The organism is Streptomyces yunnanensis, from assembly GCF_029011865.1.
Taxonomy (GTDB): domain Bacteria; phylum Actinomycetota; class Actinomycetes; order Streptomycetales; family Streptomycetaceae; genus Streptomyces; species Streptomyces yunnanensis.
Map to the genome: position 1 here is coordinate 8,250,554 of NZ_CP095749.1, position 17,510 is coordinate 8,268,063.

At 73.1% G+C, this 17,510-nt stretch carries 18 protein-coding genes; 4 read left to right on the forward strand and 14 right to left on the reverse strand.

Annotated features, from left to right (window positions below; all coding sequences use genetic code 11):
- Nucleotides 1–48: 48 nt before the first annotated feature.
- The 3 genes from MOV08_RS36060 to MOV08_RS36070 all read right to left on the reverse strand — a co-directional run bounded on the left by MOV08_RS36060 (nt 49) and on the right by MOV08_RS36070 (nt 2,610).
- The gene (locus MOV08_RS36060; protein ID WP_039638489.1) at nt 49–846 is read right to left on the reverse strand and encodes an ABC transporter permease; all 798 of its coding nucleotides are present in this window, start codon (nt 844–846) and stop codon (nt 49–51) included.
- Nucleotides 843–1,889 carry an ATP-binding cassette domain-containing protein gene (locus MOV08_RS36065; RefSeq protein ID WP_078876024.1) on the reverse strand — a complete coding sequence of 349 codons (1,047 nt, stop codon included), beginning with the start codon at nt 1,887–1,889 and terminating at the stop codon, nt 843–845. Before MOV08_RS36065 ends, MOV08_RS36060 begins: the two co-directional genes overlap by 4 nt.
- Before the next feature lie 376 nt (nt 1,890–2,265).
- Nucleotides 2,266–2,610 carry a cupin domain-containing protein gene (locus tag MOV08_RS36070; protein ID WP_039638490.1) on the reverse strand — a complete coding sequence of 115 codons (345 nt, stop codon included), beginning with the start codon at nt 2,608–2,610 and terminating at the stop codon, nt 2,266–2,268.
- Nucleotides 2,611–2,680: 70 nt separating this feature from the next.
- Between MOV08_RS36070 and MOV08_RS36075 the strand changes: the two genes are divergently transcribed.
- Entirely contained in the window at nt 2,681–3,637 is a 957-nt protein-coding gene (locus tag MOV08_RS36075) for a helix-turn-helix domain-containing protein (protein WP_275310407.1), read from the forward strand.
- Nucleotides 3,638–3,748: 111 nt separating this feature from the next.
- On the opposite strand, the gene MOV08_RS36080 is transcribed toward MOV08_RS36075, so the two are convergent.
- Nucleotides 3,749–4,789, reverse strand: coding sequence for an alcohol dehydrogenase (locus MOV08_RS36080; protein ID WP_275310408.1), 1,041 nt, complete (start codon nt 4,787–4,789; stop codon nt 3,749–3,751).
- A 427-nt stretch (nt 4,790–5,216) separates the two neighbouring features.
- On the opposite strand from MOV08_RS36080, the gene gad reads away from it, so the two are divergent.
- Entirely contained in the window at nt 5,217–6,665 is a 1,449-nt protein-coding gene (gad, locus tag MOV08_RS36085; protein WP_073448095.1) for a glutamate decarboxylase, read from the forward strand.
- Between the two features lie 151 nt (nt 6,666–6,816).
- Nucleotides 6,817–7,557 carry a DUF4389 domain-containing protein gene (locus MOV08_RS36090; RefSeq protein WP_275310409.1) on the forward strand — a complete coding sequence of 247 codons (741 nt, stop codon included), beginning with the start codon at nt 6,817–6,819 and terminating at the stop codon, nt 7,555–7,557.
- Here the strand turns inward: MOV08_RS36090 and MOV08_RS36095 are convergent.
- Nucleotides 7,544–8,305, reverse strand: coding sequence for a GNAT family N-acetyltransferase (locus tag MOV08_RS36095; protein ID WP_275310410.1), 762 nt, complete (start codon nt 8,303–8,305; stop codon nt 7,544–7,546). The two genes, MOV08_RS36090 and MOV08_RS36095, sit on opposite strands and share 14 nt — an antisense overlap.
- Nucleotides 8,306–8,852: 547 nt before the next feature.
- Here MOV08_RS36095 and MOV08_RS36100 point away from each other — a divergent pair.
- Nucleotides 8,853–9,296 carry a hypothetical protein gene (locus MOV08_RS36100; protein ID WP_275310411.1) on the forward strand — a complete coding sequence of 148 codons (444 nt, stop codon included), beginning with the start codon at nt 8,853–8,855 and terminating at the stop codon, nt 9,294–9,296.
- A gap of 74 nt (nt 9,297–9,370) precedes the next feature.
- Here MOV08_RS36100 and rodA read toward each other — a convergent pair whose 3' ends face one another.
- The 9 genes from rodA to MOV08_RS36145 all read right to left on the reverse strand — a co-directional run bounded on the left by rodA (nt 9,371) and on the right by MOV08_RS36145 (nt 17,454).
- Nucleotides 9,371–10,567, reverse strand: a complete 1,197-nt coding sequence (rodA, locus tag MOV08_RS36105) for a rod shape-determining protein RodA (RefSeq protein ID WP_052287088.1) — start codon at nt 10,565–10,567, stop codon at nt 9,371–9,373.
- Between the two features lie 112 nt (nt 10,568–10,679).
- A complete protein-coding gene (locus tag MOV08_RS36110) occupies nt 10,680–11,489 on the reverse strand; it encodes a class I SAM-dependent methyltransferase (RefSeq protein ID WP_275310412.1) in 810 nt (269 codons plus the stop codon).
- A 262-nt stretch (nt 11,490–11,751) separates the two neighbouring features.
- Nucleotides 11,752–13,401, reverse strand: coding sequence for an APC family permease (locus MOV08_RS36115; RefSeq protein WP_275310413.1), 1,650 nt, complete (start codon nt 13,399–13,401; stop codon nt 11,752–11,754).
- Between the two features lie 184 nt (nt 13,402–13,585).
- Nucleotides 13,586–13,816: a hypothetical protein gene (locus MOV08_RS36120; protein WP_039638497.1), complete on the reverse strand. Its 231-nt coding sequence runs from the start codon at nt 13,814–13,816 to the stop codon at nt 13,586–13,588.
- 134 nt (nt 13,817–13,950) lie between these two features.
- On the reverse strand, nt 13,951–14,745 hold the full coding sequence (locus MOV08_RS36125; protein WP_039638498.1) for a class I SAM-dependent methyltransferase: 795 nt from the start codon (nt 14,743–14,745) through the stop codon (nt 13,951–13,953).
- A complete protein-coding gene (locus tag MOV08_RS36130) occupies nt 14,745–15,257 on the reverse strand; it encodes a MarR family winged helix-turn-helix transcriptional regulator (RefSeq protein ID WP_275310414.1) in 513 nt (170 codons plus the stop codon). The genes MOV08_RS36125 and MOV08_RS36130 overlap by 1 nt, the downstream gene beginning before the upstream one ends.
- A gap of 141 nt (nt 15,258–15,398) precedes the next feature.
- Complete coding sequence (locus MOV08_RS36135) at nt 15,399–16,031, reverse strand: C39 family peptidase (RefSeq protein ID WP_275310415.1); 633 nt, start codon at nt 16,029–16,031, stop codon at nt 15,399–15,401.
- A gap of 58 nt (nt 16,032–16,089) precedes the next feature.
- The gene (locus tag MOV08_RS36140) at nt 16,090–16,806 is read right to left on the reverse strand and encodes an N-acyl homoserine lactonase family protein (protein WP_275310416.1); all 717 of its coding nucleotides are present in this window, start codon (nt 16,804–16,806) and stop codon (nt 16,090–16,092) included.
- A gap of 135 nt (nt 16,807–16,941) precedes the next feature.
- The gene (locus tag MOV08_RS36145; protein WP_052287090.1) at nt 16,942–17,454 is read right to left on the reverse strand and encodes a nucleotide triphosphate diphosphatase NUDT15; all 513 of its coding nucleotides are present in this window, start codon (nt 17,452–17,454) and stop codon (nt 16,942–16,944) included.
- Nucleotides 17,455–17,510: the final 56 nt, after the last annotated feature.

Sequence of the window (17,510 nt, forward strand, 5' to 3'; positions counted from 1 at the left end):
TGGTCGAGGTGCGGAGTGCCCGGGGCGCGGCGGAGCCGTCGGGCCCGGTCAGCGCTTGGCGTGGCGGCGGAAGGCGATGCGTGCCCACCCGTAGCCGGCCAGGGCGAGGCCGACGCACCAGGCGAGGGCGGCCGGCCCGCTGTTGCCGATCGGCGTGCCCGTCAGCAGGCCCCGCACGGTCTCGTTGATCGGGGTGAAGGGCTGGTACTCGGCGAACCAGCGGATTCCGGCCGGCATGGACTCCGGTGGGACGAAGGCGCTGCCCAGGAAGGGCAGGAAGGTCAGCGGCATCGGGGCGTTGCTCGCCGATTCGACGGTCCTGGCCACCAGCCCCATCGCTGCGGCCAGCCAGGTGAGGGCGAAGGTCAGCAGGGCGAGCAGGCCGATCGCGGCGATCCAGTCGAGGGGGGTGGCGTGCGGCCGGAAGCCGATGGCCAGCGCGACGGCGATGACCAGGGTGAGGCTGACCATGGTCTGGACGACGCTGCCGACGACATGACCGGTGAGCACCGAGCCGCGCGAGATCGGCATGGTGCGGAAGCGGTTGATGATTCCCTCGGTCATGTCGGTGCACACCGACACCGCGGTGGCGACCGCGCCCGAGGTCGCCGCCATCAGGATGATGCCCGGTGCGAGGTAGTTGATGTACCCGCTCCGGTCGTCGGCGCCGTTCGGGAGCCCGATGCCGCTGCCGAGCGCTCCGCCCAGGACGTAGACGAACAGCAGCATCATCAGGATGGGCATGGCGACGATCGAGATCGTCATGGACGGATAGCGCCGCGCGTGCTTGAGGTTGCGCCGCAGCATCGTCATCGAGTCGCGCAGCGCGTACGAGGGGGTGCTCATCGGGCGTTCTCCATCCGGGAGTCGGGTGACCGGCGGGCCTGCGGGGACCGCTCTTCGTGCTGCGGACGGCCGGTGAGGGCGAGGAAGACGTCGTCGAGGTCGGGGGTGTGCACGGTGAGGGACTCGGCCCGCAGCGACGCGGTGTCCAGGGCGTCGAGGACGGCGCGCACGGTGGGGATCCGGCCGTCGCCGGGGATCTGCAGGGAGAGCGCGTCGCGGTCCGGTGTGGCGGCGCCGAAGAGGGCGGCGGCCGCCTCCAGGCCGTCGAGGCCGGCGAACCGGAGGCGGATGTGACCGCCGGGCATCCGGCGCTTGAGCTCGTCCGCGGTGCCCTCGGCGACCAGCTTGCCGCGGTCCAGGACCGCGATGCGGTCGGCGAGTTGGTCGGCCTCGTCCAGATACTGGGTGGTCAGGAAGATGGTCACGCCGTCGTCGGCGACCAGAGTGCGGATGATCTCCCACATGGTCCGGCGGCTGCGCGGATCGAGTCCGGTGGTCGGCTCGTCCAGGAAGATGATGCGGGGGTCGCCGACCAGGGTCATCGCCAGGTCGAGCTTGCGGCGCATACCGCCCGAGAAGGTGGCGACGGGCTTGGTCGCGGCGTCGGTGAGGTCGAAGCGGCGCAGCAGTTCGGTGGCGCGGCGACGGCCTTCGCGGCGGTCGAGATGGTGCAGGTCCGCCATCAGGAGGAGGTTCTCCCGGGCGTTGAGGAGGTTGTCCAGCGCCGCGAACTGACCGGTCACGCCGATCGCGGTGCGCACGGCGTCGGGTTCGCGGGTGATGTCGTGGCCCGCCACGCGCGCCTGACCGGCGGAGGCCGACAGGAGCGTGGAGAGGATCTGGACCGTGGTGGTCTTGCCTGCGCCGTTGGGCCCCAGCAGGGCGAAGACCGTGCCCTCGGGGATGGTCAGGTCGATCCCGTCGAGCACCACCTTGTCGCCGTAGGACTTGGCGAGCCCGACGGCCGAGATCGCCGCGGGGCGGGTGGGGGTGCGGAGGGTCGAGGTCGTGGCGGCGGACGCCGCATGAGGCGTGAGGTCCATGACGCCATCATGGCACACGTATGGCGCCATGGCGAGACTGTTGGCGTCAAATGTGTGCCGTGATGGCGTCGGGTGGGCGATCGTGTCGCGTTGTCGGGTGCGTCGTGGGGTGTGGCCTGGGTGCGTCCTGGGTGTGTTAGTCGACGTCAGGTGGGTGGTGGCCGGGGTGGGGTGCCTTGCGGTGCCTGAGATGTGCGCCCGGCGCGGGTCGATGGTGCGGCTGGCGTCAGGCGTGGCGCCATGATGGCGCTAGGTGTGGTGTCGCCGGTCGTGTCCTCGTCGCCGTCCTCGTCGCGGCTGGTCGCCGACCGTGCGGGGACGGGCGAGCCCGACCGCGTCGACGGGCATCGGGCGGCGCCCTTCCTGACCCTCCGGCCTACCCCTCCGGATAGAACACGAACAGCGTGCAGCCCGTCGTCGTCTGCGGGACGTGCCAGGATCCGGCCGGCGCATGGATGAACGAGCCGGCCGGATAGTCCCGTTCGCCGTCGTTGAACACGCCCGAGGCCACGAACACCTCCTCCGGGCCCGGCTCGTGGACGTCGATGCCCTCCCAGCAGGTCTGCGGATCCATCTCCAGGACCTGGGCCTTGGCGCCGTTCTCCCCGCTCCACAGGGGGCGGGCCCGGATGCCGGGAAATATCTCGTGCACCGGCGCGTCCGCCAGCGCGGTCCACACGTAGCCGGCCTGTCCGTTTCCTGCGTTCTCTTGCGTAGCCATGCGGACAGCCTCGTCGGCCGGCGCCGACCGGCCGAGTGTCAGAAATGACATCCTGAGGTACTTTTCTGCCATGCCTGCCGTCCACCGTGTCGTCGCACTCGTCCGCCCGCCGCAGTCCACCTTCGAACTGGGCTGTGCGGCCGAGGTGTTCGGGATCGAGCGGCGCGGGGTCGCGGTCCGGTACGTCTTCGGGGTGTGCACCGAGGACCCCGGCCCGGTGGCCACGCTCGCCGGGTACGACATGCTCGTGCCGGACGGGCTGACCGCGCTCGACCGGGCGGACACCATCGTCCTCCCCGGGTGGCTGCCGCCGGGGGAGCCGCCGTCACCCGCCGTCGTCCGGGCGCTGCGCCGGGCGCACGACCGCGGGGCGCGGGTGGTCAGCATCTGCTCCGGCGCCTTCGCGCTGGCGCACGCCGGGCTGCTGGACGGGCGGCGGGCGACCACCCACTGGGCGCGCGCCGGTGAACTGGCCGCACGGTTCCCGGCCGTCCAGGTGGACCCGGACGTGCTGTACGTGGACCACGGGGACGTCGCGACCAGCGCGGGCTCGGGGGCGGGCATCGACCTGTGCCTGCACCTCGTCCGCGCCGACCACGGGGCCGGCTACGCGGCGCAGGTCGCCCGGAGCATGGTCATGCCGCCGCACCGCGAAGGCGGTCAGCTCCAGTTCACGGCCCCACCGCACCCCGTCCAGATGGACGGTTCGCTGGCGCCGCTCCTGGAGTGGACGACCGCCCGGCTCGACGAACCGCTCACGGTCGAGGAACTGGCCGCGCACGAGGGCGTATCGGCCCGGACGCTGGCCCGCCGCTTCACCGACCAACTCGGCGCGAGCCCCGGGCAGTGGCTGCTCGCCCAGCGCATCACCGCGGCCCGGGAACTCCTGGAGTCCACCGACCTCCCGCTGGACGCCGTCGCCCGCCGCGTCGGCCTCTCCTCGGCCACCAACCTCCGCCGACGCTTCCTGCGCGCCCTGGGGACGACGCCGGGGGCCTATCGCCGGGCGTTCCGGGCGGCGGCGTAGCGCGACGTGCCAGGGGGGCGGTCCCGTGGACCTCGGCCCCCTGCGGCGGGCCCTGGTCGCCTTCGTGGCCGGTGTCGCGGCCGGTCGCCGCACGGGGCGCGGCCGCCGGCGTCAGTGCGCGCGGCCGGCTTCCGTGTGGGTGAGCACCATCCGGAACCGTGCCGTCCCGGAGAGCATCCGCCCGTACGCCTCGTTGGCGTTGTCCAGCGGCATGGTTTCGATCATCGGGCGGATCCCCTGGAGGGCGCAGAACTCCAGGGTGTCCTGGACGTCCTGCGCGGTGCCGGAGGGGTGGCCGCGGACGACCCTTGCGCGCATCAGGAGTTGGGTGGGGGTGAGGCGCAGCGGCTCGGTGTCCGCGCCGATGACCACCAGTTCGCCGCGGTGCGCCAGACCGTCCACGGTCGCGGTGATGGCGGCGGAGTTGGCGGCGGTGGCCAGCACCACCTGCGCGCCGCCGAGCGACTGCAGCGCGTCCGCGACGGCGGTGCCGGCGGTGCTGTCGACGTAGTGGTGCGCGCCGAGCTGCTTGGCGAAGTCCGCCTTGTCGGCGCCGCGGGCGATCGCGACCGTCTCGAAGCCCATGGCGACGGCGAACCGCACGCCCAGGTGCCCCAGGCCGCCGAGGCCCAGTACGGCGACCAGATCGCCCGGCCGGGCCGAGCTGCGCCGCAGCCCGTTGTAGGTGGTGACCCCGGCACAGGCCATCGGGCCCGCATCGGCCGCCGCCAGGCCGTCGGGGATCCGCGCCAGCGCGTCGGCCGGGGCGATCACCTGCTCGCCGAACCCGCCGTCGTACGCCCAGCCCGGCACCTTCAGCTGTTCGCACACGATGAAGTCGCCCTGCCGGCAGGGCGTGCAGTGGTGGCAGCTGCCGCCGAACCAGCCCACCGTGACCCGGTCGCCCACCTTCCAGCGGTCGTTCGTGCCCTCGCCGACCTCCTCGATGCGGCCGGCGATCTCATGACCGGGGACCACCGGGAAGTGGACGCCCGGCAGCACGCCGTTGACGAACATGGCGTCGCTGTGACAGATCCCGCAGGCGTCCACGGCGATGCGGACGTGCCGTGGTCCCGGCCGCGGCACCGCCCGCTCGACGATCTCGAAGGGTGCGCCGACGGCACCGACCTGCGCGACTCGGTAGCTGCTCATCTGGATCTCTCCCACATGGACGTGCCGGCCGCCCGGACCTGCCGGCGCGGTCGCGCCACGTGCCGTCGGCTCTGCCACCTGCCGGCGCGTGACGCGCTGGTGCAACGGCCTCCTGTCACCAGCACAGCAGCTCCGGGCCGATCACGCGCGCCGAGCGGACGGCGACGGTTCGTGGCGGAGCGCTCGCCGTGGGTGGGGGCCGGTGCGGCACCGATCGAGGGACGCGAGGGTGTTGCCCGGGAGGAGAAACGCGTTCAACGTGACCGGATTGGCGGGAAGTAGCCCTGCGTCCGCCGCACCCCGCCGCTCCCGCACAGTCGCACCCGTTACCCTGACCGCCGCGTGTGGACCGGCCCGGCCGGGCGGGAGGGTCGGCCGGGCCGTCCGCCGCACGGCCCGGCACGTACCCGAGAAGGACACGCTCACCATGCCACTCAAGCGCCCGCACCAGCACCGCGACGCCAGCCGCAACCTCGCCGTCAACCCGGTCTTCAGCCGGCAGCCGGTCCATGTCCCCCGGTACGAGCTGCCGGCCGACGGCATGGACCCCGACACCGCCTACCAGATCGTCCACGACGAACTCATGCTGGACGGCAACGCCCGGCTCAACCTCGCCACCTTCGTGAGCACCTGGGCCGAGCCGCAGGCCCAGCGGCTGATGGCCGAGTGCGCCGAGAAGAACATGATCGACAAGGACGAGTACCCGCAGACCGCCGAGATCGAGGCGCGCTGCGTGCACATGCTCGCCGACCTGTGGCACGCCCCCGACTCCCATGCCGCGGTGGGCTGTTCGACGACCGGGTCCAGCGAGGCGGCGATGCTCGCCGGGCTGGCGCTCAAGCGCCGCTGGCAGCACCGCCGGCGCGCCGAGGGCAGGTCCACCGAGCGCCCCAACATGGTGATGGGCATCAACGTCCAGATCTGCTGGGAGAAGTTCGCCAACTACTTCGAGGTCGAGCCGCGCTACGTGCCCATGGAGGGCGACCGGTTCATCCTCTCCCCGGAGCAGGCCGTCGAGCTCTGCGACGAGAACACCATCGGCGTCGTCGCCGTCCTCGGCTCCACCTTCGACGGCGCCTACGAACCGGTCGCCGAGATCTCCGCGGCCCTCGACGACCTCCAGGAGCGCACCGGCATCGACGTCCCGCTGCACGTCGACGGCGCCTCCGGCGCGATGATCGCGCCCTTCCTCGACCCCGAACTCGTCTGGGACTTCCGGCTCCCGCGGGTCGCCTCCATCAACACCTCCGGCCACAAGTACGGCCTGGTGATGCCCGGTGTCGGCTGGGCCCTGTGGCGGGACGCCGACGCGCTCCCCGAGGACCTGGTCTTCCACGTCAACTACCTCGGCGGCGACATGCCGACCTTCGCGCTGAACTTCTCCCGGCCCGGCGCCCAAGTCATCGCCCAGTACTACAACTTCCTGCGGCTGGGCTTCGAGGGCTATCGCGCCGTCCAGCAGACCAGCCGGGACGTCGCCACCCGGATCGCCGCCGAGATCGCCGGCATGGGCCCGTTCACGCTGCTCACCGACGGCAGCCAACTCCCCGTCTTCGCCTTCCGGACCAGCGACGACGTCACCAACTTCACCGTCTTCGACGTCTCCGCCGCGCTCCGCGAACGCGGCTGGCAGGTCCCCGCCTACACCTTCCCCGCCAACCGCACCGACCTCGCGGCCCTCCGCGTCGTCGTCCGCAACGGCTTCGGCCACGACCTCGGCGACCTGTTCCTGGAGGACCTCCGCCGGGTCCTGCCGCGCCTGCAGGCCCAGCAGCGCCCGCACCGCGACGCCGCCGACGCCGGCGGCTTCGCCCACGGCGCGGAGAGCAAGCAGGCCGGCCGCCCGGTCATCCCGGAGCAGACGGTCCGCGACTGACCGCGGTCGGTCACGCCCCGGCCGCCGCGCCGGGCCGGGGCGCAGGTCCGTCGTCCACAGCCCCTGCCCAAACCGGCCCGACTCGGTCACGCTGGTGGGGAAGGGGCGCTCCGGCCGGATCCGGCCACTATGGCGGAAGGAGCTGACGGCCATGTCGACGATCGCCGCGGAGTACCAGCCGGTACGGGTCGAGGCGGACCTGGACGAGCCGCTGTCCCGCTGGCTCTGGGCGGTGAAGTGGCTGCTCCTCGTCCCGCACCACTTCCTGCTGACCGCCCTGGGCATCGGCTTCCTGATCGCCACCGCGCTGGCGTTCCCGGTGATCTTCTTCACCGGGCGCTACCCCCGGTGGCTGTTCCTCTTCAGCACCGGCGTGCTGCGCTGGGCCTGGCGCGTGGCCTACTACTCCTACGGGGCGCTGGCCACCGACCGCTACCCGCCCTTCACCCTCGGCGCGGTCTCCGACTACCCCGCCCGCCTGTTCATCGACCGCCCGGAACACCTGCCCCGCGGACCCGGGCTGCTCCTGTCGCGGCTGCGCGCCCTCCCGCAGCTCCTGCTGGTGGCGCTCGTCGGCGTGGTCTTCCGACTCGTGTGGTGGATCGGCGGGCTGTCCGCCGTCCTGGCACTGGTCGCCCTGACGATCCTGGTCTTCAGCTCACCGGCCGCCACGCTGCTCCGCACCGGGCACTACCCCCGGAGCCAGTTCCGCGGCCTCGTCGCCTTCGACCGCTGGGTGATACAGGTCCTGGCCTACCTCTTCTTCCTGACCGACGCCCTCCCGCCGCTGCGGCCCGAGTCCGCCGGCCGCCGCGCCGGGCGCCTGCACGCCCTCCTGCACCACCGCCACCACCGGCCGCCCCGCAGCCGCGCCGCGGTCAGCGCCCACTGATCCGCCCGGCCACGCAGGGGTCCTCGTTGCGGTAGCCGAGGCGGGTGTAGAGCCGGTCGGCGGGGGCGTTGTCGGCGAGCTGCCACAGGGTGCAGAAGCCGTACCGGCGGACGGCGTACCGGGTCAGCCACGACGTCAGGGCGGCTCCCAGGCCCTGGCCGCGCTGGGCCGCGTCGGTGGCGACCGACGCCATCAGCGGGGCGCCGCTGTCCCGCAGGCTGCTCAGCGCGCCGCACGCCACCAGCCAGCCGTCCGTGCCGCGGATCCCGCTCCACAGGCTGACGTCCGCGGAGCCGGGCCCGGTGGAGTGCGCCGGGCTGTGCTCGGTGAGGAAGGCGAGCAACTCGTCGTGGTGCGTCTCGTCCAGCGGGACCACCCGCTCCTCCGCCGGATGGGCCGGCGGCTCGGCCAGCGTCCACCGGAAGTCCCAGGCGATCGGGTCGGTCACCGCAAGGTGCCGACCGAGCAGCGCCTCGGTGCCCCGCGGTGCGGTGAACTCCCTTACGGAATCCGGGAGTTGATGGGTGGCGCGAAGCACGAGACCGGCCGCCGCGGTCGGCTCGCCGACGCTCCAGAGATGGCCGCGCGGCTCGTCGAGCCAGGCCACCGCACCCTCGCCGGACCAGCTGATCCGGCCGGCCGGGCGGGGCCGCGCGGCGCCGAAACGCAGTAGCGCGGAGCCGCTCTGCGACTCCAGGCCCTGGGTGAACAGGTCCGTGGTCCGGGGGAGAAGAGTCGTCGCCTGCATCGCTCTCAGGGGGAAGAAATCGCTCGGGGAGGGGCGGACGTACGGGCAGGATCCGCGCACGGCGCGGCCTGAACCGTCGTTCGGGGATGGGGGATGTCAGAATTCCGGCGGCCACCGCCGCACACGGCGAAACGCCCGGCCGACCGGAGGGCCCACTGTCGCACACCGCCCCCGGCCCGGGGCAAATCAGCCCACGTCAACCGCTCCCCAGCCGCCTCCGGCGCGCCCTGACCGCCCGGTAACCAGGCCGTCTGCACCAGCTGCACACCCCGTTTACGGGTGATGAACCGGGCCCGCCCCGGCGGCAGCTGCACCGGACGGTACGGGCCGACCGGCGCGCCCTCGGAAGCGGCGCCCGGCCCGTCGGGCGGCAACCCCGAGACCCGGTGGCGGGAGCCCGTACGGGTTGCCCCCGACCGCCCCCCGAGGCCGGGCGCCCGGCGCGTCGTCCGCGTGGGTGATGAACGTCCGCCGGGGCGACCGGATGCTGGAGGTGACCGTACGCAGGGGCGCGCCGCCGCTCCGGACGACAGAAGGGACCACCACCATGAACGCCCGGAGCCCGCGCCCCACAGCACTTCCCCCCGAAGCTCTCCAACACCCCCGCACCACCGGTGCCTTACGAGGCATAAAGCTGCTGGTCGCCGGCTACCTCGGCCTGAGCGCGCTCACCCTCGCGGCCGTCTACCTGCTCCGCGGCGATCCCGCCGTCGTCAACGACGCGGTCTGGGTGCGGGCGAGCATCGTCGTCGTCAGCGCCGTGCTGACCTACCTCTTCGCCGCCGGGACGGCCCGTGGGTCCCGCGGCGCCTACCGCAGGCTGCGGATCGTCTCCGCCGTCATGACGGCGGCGATCGCCGTGATCATCGCGGTCCCCGGCCCGTTCCCGGCGTGGCTGAAGGTGGAGCAGGGCGTCTGCGGGCTCGCGCTGGCGGGCGTCGTCGTGCTCGCCAACGGCAGCCGGCTGCGCCGCCTGTTCGCCGGCGCGTAGCCGCCCGCCGGCCCGGCCGGTCCCGGCACGGGGGCCCGCGCCCCCGCCGGGCCGTGGCGCCGCCGCCCGTCCGCTCAGGCCGACATCGTCCGCTGGACCTTTATCGACTGCAGCAGCCCGACGGCGACCCAGCCGGCGAACATCGACGACCCGCCGTAGCTGACGAACGGCAGTGGCAGCCCGGTGACCGGCATGATGCCGAGGTTCATCCCGATGTTCTCGAACGCCTGGAAGGCCAGCCAGCCGACGATCCCGGCCGCGGTGACCGTGCCGTAGAGATCCGGGCAGTGCCGCGCGATCCGGCAGGCCCGCCACAGCACCACCCCGATCAGGACGATGATCAGGCCCGCGCCGAGGAAGCCCAGTTCCTCCCCGGCGACCGAGAAGACGAAGTCGGTCTGCTGCTCGGGCACGAACTGCCCGTTGGTCTGGGCCCCGTGGAAGAGCCCGGAGCCGGTCAGCCCGCCCGCGCCGATGGCGATCCTCGCCTGACTGGTGTTGTAGCCGACGCCCGACGGGTCGAGCGCGGGGTCGGCGAACGCCGCGAACCGGTTGATCTGGTACTGGTCCAGCAGGTGGAACTGCCAGACGGCCAGGCAGCCCGCCACGCCGATCCCCAGCAGCCCCAGGACCCAGCGCTTCGGCGCCCCCGCCGCGACGAGCATGCACAGCACGATCGCCGCGATGCCGAGCGCCTGCCCGAGATCGGGGGTGAGCAGGACGAGCAGCGCCGGGACCCCGCCCAGGGCGAGCGCCCGGACGATGCCCCGCCGGTCCGGCTCGATCAGGTCGCCGGCGTCCACCCGTGCGGTGAGCGCCACCGCCATGGCGATGATGATCGCGACCTTGACGAACTCGGCGGGCTGGATCGACATGCCGCCGCCGATCACGATCCACCGCCGGGAGCCGTTGATGGTCGCGCCGACCGGCGTCAGCACGAGCGTCACCAGCAGCACCGTCACGACGTAGAGGACGGCCGCGGTGTCGCGCAGGCGCCGGTGGCCGTACCACAGGGTGAGCGCGCCGAGGGCGAGGCCGATCCCGGTGTTGATGAGGTGCCGCACCACGAAGAAGTACGGGTCGCCCTGGTTGAGTTGCATCCGCCCGCGGGTCGCGGAGAAGACCAGCAGCGCGCCGATCACGGAGAGCGCGAAGGCCGCGCCGAACAACATCCAGTCGAGCCGGCGGACCAGGGACCCCCGGCCGAGGATCCGACCCCACACCGTTGCGGCGCGGGTCGTCCCGCGCACGGGAAAGCTGACGGCACCCAACCTTGGCCTCCTGCCCGGACGGAGCCACGACAGGCAGACAGTACCCCCGAAACTTGCGCAAGTGAGAAAACATGTGGTGTGTCGGTGCACGCGACCGGCGCACGCCGCGCGACTACCTCCGGGCCGGGCGCCGGAACAACGCCGTCCACAGGAACGCCTCACCGAACGCGGGGGACTGCGGCGGCTCGTCCCGCATCCGGCGCAGCTCGACCTCCGTCAGATCCACGAACAGCGCGCGCAACGACTCCGGGGTGTACGCGAGGCCGCCGTGCAGCCCCCCTCCGCCATACAAGTCGGCGTCCGGGAGTTCGGACCCCATCGCCCCGGCCGCGAAACAGGCGAGGCCGAAGTGGCCGCCGGGGGCCAGGGTCCGGTCGAGGAGGGCGAGATAGCTGATCCGGCGGTGCGGCGGCAGATGGTGGAAGCAGCCGGAGTCGTAGACCAGGTCGTAGGGGCCGCCGAGCCCGGTGTCCGGGTCGGCGAGGGCGGCGAAGGCGTCGCCGCAGTGGAAGCGGACGGCGGCCCCCGCCTCGCGGGCCCGCTCCCGGGCCCAGGAGACGGCGGCGGGGGAGAGGTCGACGGCGTCCACCTCGAAGCCCAGCGAGGCCAGGTGCAGCGCGTTGCGGCCAGGACCGCAGCCCAGGTCCAGTGCCCGGCCGACGGTGATCAGCCCGCGGTCGAGGTACGACACGAGGTTCTCGTCGGGCTTCGCCACGAAGAACGGCACCGGCCGGTCGCGGTCCGCGTAGAACCCGTCCCACCAGGTGGCGCCGTCCGCCGTCCAGCGGTCGGCCGCCGGCGCGAACAGGCCGTCCAGCAGCCGGAGTACGTCCTCCACCGTCCGGATGTTCCGCGCGTCCGGCTCCCCCCGCCCGCCGTCCCCGGACCCCTCCGGCTGCCCGCGTCCGTCCACCGTGCCCATCGGCCCTCCCCGTCCCGCTGCCCGGCTCCGTGGTCCCTGGCGAGGCTACGGCGTCATACGACGTACGGCGACGTACGCCCAGGTCGGACCCGTCGGCCGGAGCGCCCCCGCGCCCGCCTGGTGCGCCGCGCCGAGGCGCGCCGACCGGACGCCCCACGTGCCGCGGGAAACCCCGCCCGCCGCCCCGTCGAACCCCGCCACGGGCCCCGTGACGGCCGCGCCACGTCCGGTTTTTCCCGCGAGCCCCGCGCCGCGGCTCCGCTCACGCCCCTGGCACGACCTCCACCGATCCGATGTACTCCCGCGTCTCCTCGTCCGGCAGCCGCACCGCCTGCGCCCAGAAGTAGATGACGAGGCTGAAGGCGGCGATGAGCGCGATGTCCCACCACAGCGGAAGGGCGTCGGTTGCGCCGCAGGACACCTTGGCCGCCGGTCCGGTGCTGCAGAAGCCGCCCTGCCAGGAGATCACCCCCATGCCCAGCAGATACACCGGCAGCCACTGCGCGTTCCGCCAGTTCAGGCGCGGGGCCTTGGGGTTGAGCTTCAGCAGCGCGGAGCCCCCCAGGACGACATAGCCGAGGACGATCGCCACCCCGAGGCGCCACAGCGTGTCCCAACCGGCCCAGTAAATGATCAGGTTGGCGACGATGAAGGCCACCGGGGCCCAGAACAGCCCACCGGGCAACCGGTACGGACGCGGCCGGTGGGGATCCTGCTTCCGCAGGCAGCCGAAGGCGAGCGGGGCACCGGCGTACATCAAAACGCTCGCCGAGGTCACGAAGCCGACCAGCTTCTGCCAGGTGGGGAACGGCAGGAAGACGATCAGCCCGACGACGAACGCCACCAGCAGCCCGAACCACGGCACGCCGCGCCGGGTGGTCCGCTCGAAGACCGCCGGCACGTAGCCGTTGCGGGACAGCCCGTACGAGACCCGGGAGGTGGCCGTCACATAGACCAGGCCGGTACCGGACGGCGAGACGACCGCGTCGATGTAGACGAGCGTCGCCAACCAGCCGAGGCCGATGGAGGTGGCGAGCCCCGCGAACGGCCCCGCCTTGCCGCTGAACGTCAGATCGGCCCAGCCGCCGTGCGCGAAGGCGGTGCGCGGGAGCGCCCCGATGAACACCGCCTGCAGGGCGACGTAGACCAACACGCCGATGAAGATCGAGCCGATCACCGCCCGCGGGATGTCCCGCGCAGGATTGCGGCTCTCGCCCGCCAACTGGTCGGCCTGCTCGAAGCCGAGGAGGGCGAAGATGATGCCGCTGGTGCTGATCGCCGAGAGCATGCCCCTGGCGCCGAAGGGCGCGAAGCCCTGGTATCCGAAGTTCCCCGGGTGGAAGGCCGCGGCCCCCATCACGATGATGGTGACGACGGGGACGGCCAGCTTCCACCAGGTCGCCACGCTGTTGGTGTGGGCCAGCCACCTGATGCCGAAGAAGTTGACGACGACGAAGAACGCCATGAAGGCGACCGCGAGCCCGTAGCCGGCCGGGGTGAGGTGGTTCTTGCCGGTCTGCACCCAGGGGGCGTGCACGCTGAGGTAGTTCAGCGACGCCATCACCTCGATCGGCGCCACGGTGACCGCCTGTAGCCAGGAGAACCAGCCGAAGGACGCGCCCGCCGCGCTGCCGAACGCGTAGTGCGGGAAGCGCGCGGTGCCGCCCGCGACCGGGTACATCGCCCCCAGCTCGGCGTGGACGAACGCCAGGATGACGATGGCCACCGCCCCGATGCCCCAGGAGACCAGCGCCGCGGTGCCCGCCGCCTGCGCCGCGAACAGCGCCCCGAACAGCCATCCGGATCCGATGATGGACCCTTCCGAGGTCCAGATGAGCCCGACCAGCCCGATGTCGCGTTTCAGGCCGGGGTTCCGGGGCGCGGCAGGTGCGGTCGGTTGGTGCATCTCCATGGGACGTGCCCTCGTTCTGCTGCGATGGGTGCGGCGGGTTCGGCGGGTGACGCGGCACCCGCGGAGTTCTGCGGGTGTACGCACCTTTTGTCCCATACTTCAGGACGGGCACGAGGAGACGGGGCGCGCCGCGCCGGGCACGCCGCGGCCGGGTGGCACCGCCGGCGCGCCAACTGCCGCGGCGCTAAGGGCGGGAGGGCGCGGCGCGGTGCGGGGACGGCGGCGGTGCGGGGGTGGCGGCGGGGCGGAGCGTGTCGCCGCCCGGCGGGGCGACCTCCACGCCGGTCTCGTCGAGGCCGGCGGTCCAGACGATGCCGGCGATGCTGCACGCCAGCGCGAGGGTGAGGCCGATGGCCCCGAACGGGATGCGTCGACGCCCCTCCCGCCCGCTTCCGCCGCGCTGCAAGCCCGTCACCGGTCCCCTCCCCGCGGCCGCGCCGGCTTCATGGAGTGCGTTCCGGCCGCACGATCCCTTTCATGTTCCTTGGAAATGAAGCGAGTTGGCCATCACCCATAAGGGGGGGAGGGTGTCGCGCCGACCGGATCCGGTCACGGCTTGACGGCGTGCAGGACCCGCATCCCCCGCGGCCCGGTCTCGTCGTGCCGCACCTCCAGGCCGGCGGCGCGGCACTGCTCCACCAGCCACTGCGCCGGGATCCGCAGCTTCGGATAGCTGCTGGTCCGCTGTTCCCAACCCGCCGCCGAGCGGGTGTGCAACAGATCGTGGACCAGCACCGTGTCGTCGTCGACGTATTCGAGGAAGCAGGTCAGCAGGCGGTCGTCCGAGCTGCGGACCGGCAGGAAGCGGTCCGTGCCGTGCAGCGCCGCCGTCAGATCGCGGTAGGTGGCGACGAAATGGCCGCCGGGGCGGAGCGCGCGTGCCACGTCGCCGAGCAGCTCGATGACGTCGGTCTTGGCGGGCAGGTGCGGCAGGGTGTCGCCCATGCACACCACGGCGGCCACCGAGTCCGCGGGCGCCGCCTCGGCGAGGGCGCCGCGGAGGTCCCGCCGGAGGGGACGGAGCGCCTCCGCGGCGCCGCCGGTCCCCGCGTGGGTCGCGGTCAGCTCGGCCAGCAGGTGCGCGCTGGTGTCCACGGCGACGACGGGCGCGAACCCGAGGCGGACCAGGGCCAGCGTCTGGGTACCGGGCCCGCAGCCCAGATCGACGGCGACGGCCTCCCCGCGCGCGTCGTCCGACGCCTCGGACGTGCCCCATTCCGCGTGCACGCCCAGCTTCCGCAGGAGTTCGAGCTGGCCCGACGCGGCGGCGGGTATGTCGCCGCCCAGCATCCAGGTGTAGTGCTCGGCGAGCAGCCGTGCGTAGTGGTCGACGGCATCGGTCATCAGGAGTTCCCTTCGGGCGCGTGGGGTGTGTCCCCGACGGCCGACTCGCCGGTGCGCACCCACGCCGCGAGGTCGGCGAGGTAGACATTGGCCATGGAGGCTTCCAGGGCGGCACCGAGCGCCGCCCGGTAGGTGGGGGTCGCCTCCGTGTACCGCTGTCGGCCGGCTGCGGTGATGCGGGCCGCGACCGCCCGCCCGTCGCCGGGGGCGGCGGCGCGCTCTGCCAGGTCCTGCGCCTCCAGCCGGCCGATCAGGCGGGTGACCGTGCTGTCCTGCAGGCCGATCCGGTCGGCGAGTTCGCCCATCCGGAGCGCCGGCCCGCTGTCCGGGCGGCTGAGCGCGCACAGTGCCCGGTACTCCGAGAGCGGCAGGCCGTGGCGGCGCTGGAGGGTCGCGTCCAGCTGTTTCTCCACCCGGCCCAACAGCCGCACCGCCATGCACCAGCGCTCGTCCTCCGCGTCGCCGGCGAGTGCCGCGGAGCTGCCCTGTGACATCGACTCAAATCCGATCACGGCCATAACGTAACTGCTTGCTCAAGCAATTACCAGGAGTGGGGAGGGTTCTCCTCGATTTCGGTGAGGTCAACAGCCTCTATGGGGAGGGAGTTTGAGGCATACGGCCGGCGCCCGCTGCCCTGACCCATCGGGCAGACCCTAGTTCCGGTGCTGCCCCAGGACGACGCCGCGTCCGGCGTAGACCCGGTCCAGCCGCCGCCACTCGACGTGGGCGAACTCCTGGGAGTGGCCGGGGAGTCCGGACGGATTGTGGATCACGACGTGGTCCGGGGTGACGCCGACGGCCAGGACCAGATGGCCGCCCCGCCGCGGCGGTTCGGGGTCGGCGTCCCGGATGGAGGGGTGGACGGAGAGCAGGACGAGCCGGCCGGCGCCGACCAGCGCGGGGATCTCCTCCCGGGGCAGGTCGGGCCGGGACTCGGCGCTCAGACCCCAACGGCGTTCCGCGTAGGCGGCGAACGGTGCGTAGATCAAACCGTGCAGGCCCTCCGCATGGCGGACGTAGGCGCCGGCGTCCAGGCATTCGGCGGCCAGCTCCATGGCGGTGGGGGCGGAGTGCCGCCAGAACTCCAACGCCATCCGCAGACAGGCCATCCCGCACAGGCGCCAGGACCACCAGGCGTATTCCTCGGGGGTCCGGGCGCCGTACTCCGGCCAGCGGGGGTCCTCGGTGGCCGACGTCGTCCCGGCGAGGAGCGCGGGGACGAGTTCGGGCGAGGCCCACTGGGAGTGGTACGGGACGGGGTGGATGACGGTGCGGTGGGTGGTCATGGTGCACCGTACCCGCGAGGGGCCGCGCGACGACCGGGCGACCCCGGCCCGCGGTGCGTCATGGGGCGTGCGGCGGCTCCCAGACCGAGCAGTCGTGGGCGAAGTACACCCGCCGTGGAGCGAAGGCGGCGAGCCGGTCGAGCCACCGGCGGTAGCCCGGGAGCGGCCGGGCCGCGCCGTCCAGGGCGGCCTGCCGGGCCAGGTGGTCCGAGGCGTAGTGCGAGGCGAAGTCGTGGGCCTGGCCGGCCAGTACCACCGTGCCGTCGGGGTGGTGGAGGACCAGCGACTGGTGCCCGTCGGTGTGGCCGGGCGTCGGGACGACCCGGACGCCCGGCCAGACCTCCGCCTCGCCGGTCAGTTGCTCGTAGCGCGCCCCGGGGAAGTCGATCAGCTCGTCGATGGTGTAGTCGCCCCGGCGGGCGGTGGCCAACTCCACGTCCTGCACCAGGATGGGCTTCCCGGCCAACAGCGGGTTCCCGCCGCAGTGGTCGAAGTGCAGATGGCAGTTGACGACGAGCGAGATGTCCGCGAGGGCCACCCCGACGCCGGCCAACGCGGCCTGGAGCGGGCGGCGTCGGGGGCGGTAGTGGGCCTCGGTCTCCGGGTCGGCGGCGCCGATGCCGGTGTCGAAGAGGAGCAGTCCCCGGTCGTGCTCCACCAGATAGGCCAGTGCCGGCTCCACGCGGGGCTCCGGGCCGCCGGTCTCCGACGCCGGCCGGACGAAGTAGCCCAGGTCGAGCCGGTGCACCGTCGGGTGCGCTGATGTCGAGTGCATGCCCCCATGGTCGCCGGGCCGGCGCACCGTCCGCAGCCGGTTTCCGCACCGCACCGTGCCGCGCCACCGCCCGCCCGTACCGGGACCGACGGTGGCCGAAATCAGCCGCACCGCCCGAGTGCCGTCGACGTTCCCTCAGGTCGTCCCGACGCACATCACATCGAGCCGGTGCGCCGTCGGAGCGGAGATCTCCAGCTCCGGCCGCCACACGGTGAGGATCTGCGCGGACGGCGTGAACAGCGGGCCGGGCAGCGCGGTGGGGGAGTGCCACTCCCAGCTGCTGACGTGCTGCGGCTCGGCGGCGTACGGCGTGCCCTGGTAGCGGGTGACGAGCGACGCCATCGTGATGCGGTTCAGGCCGTGCAGGTCGTCGTGCAACATCGCGAAGACCCGGACGTCGTCCGGCGCGGTGTCCAGCCCGGTCTCCTCGCGCAGCTCCCGGGCCGCGGCGCGCCGCACGCCCTCGCCGGGATCGACCTTGCCGCCGGGCAGTTCCCAGGTCCCCGCACGGTGCAGACCGAGCAGAATCCGCCCGTCCGGGTCCAGCACGATGACGCCGACCCCGAACGTGGCGTGTGCCTGCGGCGGTCGATCACCGCGCTGCCGGCTCGTCACCGCGCCCGTACCCCTGCCCGTTCCGCTGCCCATCCCGTCCCTCTCTCGGCTCTTCCGCGACCCGCCCCGGCGCCGGGGCGGCAAGACCT